The sequence below is a fragment of the Winogradskyella epiphytica genome (assembly GCF_003217215.1).
In the GTDB taxonomy this organism is placed as follows: Bacteria; Bacteroidota; Bacteroidia; order Flavobacteriales; family Flavobacteriaceae; genus Winogradskyella; species Winogradskyella epiphytica.
The window spans coordinates 1-3,362 of sequence record NZ_QJTD01000032.1; the positions used below are offsets into that span (position 1 = coordinate 1).

A 3,362-nucleotide genomic window follows, 5' to 3' on the forward strand; every position below is an offset into this window, starting at 1 on the left:
TAACTTTTTTTTCGCCAGTGTTCATTTTGTGTTTTCATAAGTGACTATAATTAAAGGTTTAATTTTTAGTCAACCTATTTCAGGAAAATTCATTTCTCAAATGCACTACAACGTGTTTGTGTATGGCTCGTTGCGGAAAATCAGCTATGATTTTCCGCCGTGACCGAAAGATAGCAAATTGCAATGAATTCCGATTAGGAATTCAGCCGCAATGAGCTATACACGTTGTTGTAACACGTTTTTTTATTCAGTTTTTTTATAAACTTCAGTTCCGCAATCAATACACAAACCTTGTCCTTTTGTCAAAGATAATAGTCCATTTTGTCTAATTGAAATTGCATAAATTCCTTTTTTACTAAATTTTATGTGATGCATCATAGTAGTTTTTCTTAAAAGCTCATATTTTTCCTCTGAAATTAGATTTCCATTTTTGTAAAAACGAACATTTTTATCTTTGTCAAATTCTATTTGTTCGTTTTTTTGACCTTTAAAAGGTAACATAGTATTTGTTTGAGCTTCCCAATTCCATTTTCCAACAATTTGATTGATTTTTAAAATTCTTTGTTTTTCTCCTATACTTCTAATTCTGTCGATTGCATACATAGAGAAATATGATTCGGGAAATTTTTTTGAGAAATTCAGATATTCTTGAGTCAGAAGAGAATCGGAAGTTTTTAATTCGTTTTGTTTTATTGGTAAAATATATTCAGTTGTAGATTTGATTCGTAATGAGTCAAATGAAATATCTTTGGAAATAATACTTTCAAATTGAACACTTGGTAGTTTTTTTAATGAATCCAATTTAGAGTTCAGTGATTTAATCTGCTTTTCTAATTCTATATTTTTAGCTTTTGTTTTTTCAAATTCGTTATTAGAACAAGAGAAAAATAATGTCAAAAATAAGAGTGTTAAAATGTTTTTCATCGGTTCGCTCAAATGTGTTACAACGGTCTTGTATATGGCTCGTAGCGTGCAAATTAGCGATTATTTTTCGGATTGAGCACAAGCCAGATTTTTAAATTTTACTATTTATCTTTTTTATTGGAAATCGTCAAATTTAAAAATTTGGCGACTTTCTAAATATGCCTTAACTTCGTTTAGGCAACTACCAAGCTATGAGCTATATACGGTGTTACCTGCTGTTGTTTTTCGTTTTTACTTACTTAAAATTCTAAAAAAAATTGAATAAACTAAACTAGCAAAAAATTCCGCTTATTTTTCCGTTCAGTTTTTCAATTCCGCAAACTTGCTCAAATCCGTTTGTGTGGTAATTCCACAACTTGCTTAATTCGGCACAAAGTTCGGTCTTGGGTTGTTAATTCAGAGCTCGATTCCGTAAACGAGCTAAAAAATCCGACGTGAATTTCATTAAGAATTCAGTCATTAGTTCTTAAATTTTCTTTCAGAATATTGTCCTAATTGATATGCAATTAAAATTGGAATTAATGCAAAAGCCATATACTTTTCTAAAAGTCCATATTCTGATAATGCTATCAATATTGCAGTTGAAACAATAATAAAAATTAAGTCAAATGTTCTTTTTTTATTTTCATTTAATTTGGGTTTGAGTGAGTTCCGCAATTGCAGGTAACGTCTCGGCTATGAGTAGTTGCGTGGGTTAGGACTAACTTTTGCAAGTACACACCAAACTGAAAATCCGCGAGGATTTTCAGAAGTAGGCGAGAACGAGCAATTACTTATAGCCAATGTTGTACCCAGTTTTTTATTCATTATTGTTTTCCTCATCTGTTTCTGGAATTTCGTAATCATTATTATGCCAGGAAATTAGTCCGAACAAAGTCTCATCATCAGTTCCGTGTAATCTGAACATTCCATTATTATGTTCGATAAATTCTGCAATTATTCTATCGTTAATTTTCTTTTTGTAAAAGAAATTAATTGTGTCTTTTATCAAAGTATAAGGCGTTAATAAAATTCCACGTCTTGACCACCATCCAGCTGATACATTTATTAGAAACGATTTTATTTTTTTATTTCTGCCACAATTCGAGCATAGAATTCTGTTTTCGGTTGTATCATTACAAAAAAGGATTACTGAAACGATTGTGTTAAATTCCTGACCAATTAATTTGCTTTCTTTTAGTCCGCAATTTGGGCATTTTAGATTTTCTATCTTTCTAATCAGCGTTTGCTTTTCAAAGTCAGTTAACGTATTAGTTTCTGCATCTACCCAAGTTATAAGTCTCTCGTCTAAATTTCTTTTTTCGATTTCCTCTTTTAAAATTCCGAGTACTTCTTTTCGTAATCCTTTAGACTCATTCCGAGCAATATTCTCAATTTTTGAATCTGAAAATCCTTTGTAATTTTCTTTTATTTCTTCGATACTATGCATTCGGGTTGAGTTCGGTTAAATTGGGTACAACGGTTTGGCTATGGTTTCGTTGCGTGAAAATCCGCTAGGATTTTCCGCCGTAAACCGAAGATAGCAAATTTGCGAGGATTTTCGGCAGAAAATCCGAAGCAATGAACTATAGCCGGTGTTGTAAGTAGTTTTTTCTTTCCGTTACTAATTCAGTTAATTTATTCAGTTTTGTTTTGTCGATTTTTTTCCAATCCATTTTATCAAATTCCAACGTGCTGAACTTTTTTAAACTCCGATACATTGGTAAAAGCACAGTCTTAAAATCTCCAGTCAGTTTATAAATCAGATTGCGTTTTTTGGTTATTCCACCACTTTTTGAGATAATAAAGTCAATTCCCTTTCCGTTTGGTTTTAGTTCAAAGAAATAACATTCTGGCTCCAAGTTCCAACATATTTCCGTTTCGATTCCGTTCAGAGTTAAAATCAGAGATTCACAAAGTTTGTCAGTCGGATTTTCGGGAACATTTGAAGTAATAAAATTCAATTCAAAGTCCGAAGTTTTAAAGTTTGTAGGTAACCAACCATTTTTAGGAATTTCAAACTTTAATTGCAATTTGCTCATTAATTTTAAATTTTAATTCCGAAAAGCACAATGAAAGCAAATAACACACAAATGATAGAAAAGACTTGAAAAAAGATTTTCATTCCTTTGAAAATCCCTGGTGCTTTTTCAACCAAATTTGGATTGTGCTTTTTATGAAACCTTAATTGGAATTTCACAATTATTGGTCCAACGAACCAAAAAATTAAAGCTGCGAAAATGAAAAATAATGTTGGTTTTATATTGTCCATAAATGTGCGTCAAAATTACTTACAACGGGTTTGTGTATCTTAAGTTAGCGATTATAAATATAAGTTATAAATTAGGAATCAAATCAGAAAGAAAAAAAGAGAGGATTAAGGTTATTTTGTGTATTGAGACAGCGATCTCGTTTTTCATGACAATCCCCTCTCTTTCCTACTATTATTTCGAACAGTT

General features: G+C 31.2%; 3 protein-coding genes. All 3 read right to left on the bottom strand.

Translation table 11 applies throughout. The features are described from left to right. Positions 1 to 243: 243 nt before the first annotated feature. Positions 244 to 924, bottom strand: a complete 681-nt coding sequence (locus DFQ11_RS15310; protein ID WP_189343033.1) for a hypothetical protein — start codon at positions 922 to 924, stop codon at positions 244 to 246. A gap of 799 nt (positions 925 to 1,723) precedes the next feature. Next, entirely contained in the window at positions 1,724 to 2,353 is a 630-nt protein-coding gene (locus DFQ11_RS14885) for a hypothetical protein (protein ID WP_110476668.1), read from the bottom strand. Between the two features lie 136 nt (positions 2,354 to 2,489). Beyond that, complete coding sequence (locus tag DFQ11_RS14890; protein ID WP_110476669.1) at positions 2,490 to 2,945, bottom strand: hypothetical protein; 456 nt, start codon at positions 2,943 to 2,945, stop codon at positions 2,490 to 2,492. Positions 2,946 to 3,362: the final 417 nt, after the last annotated feature.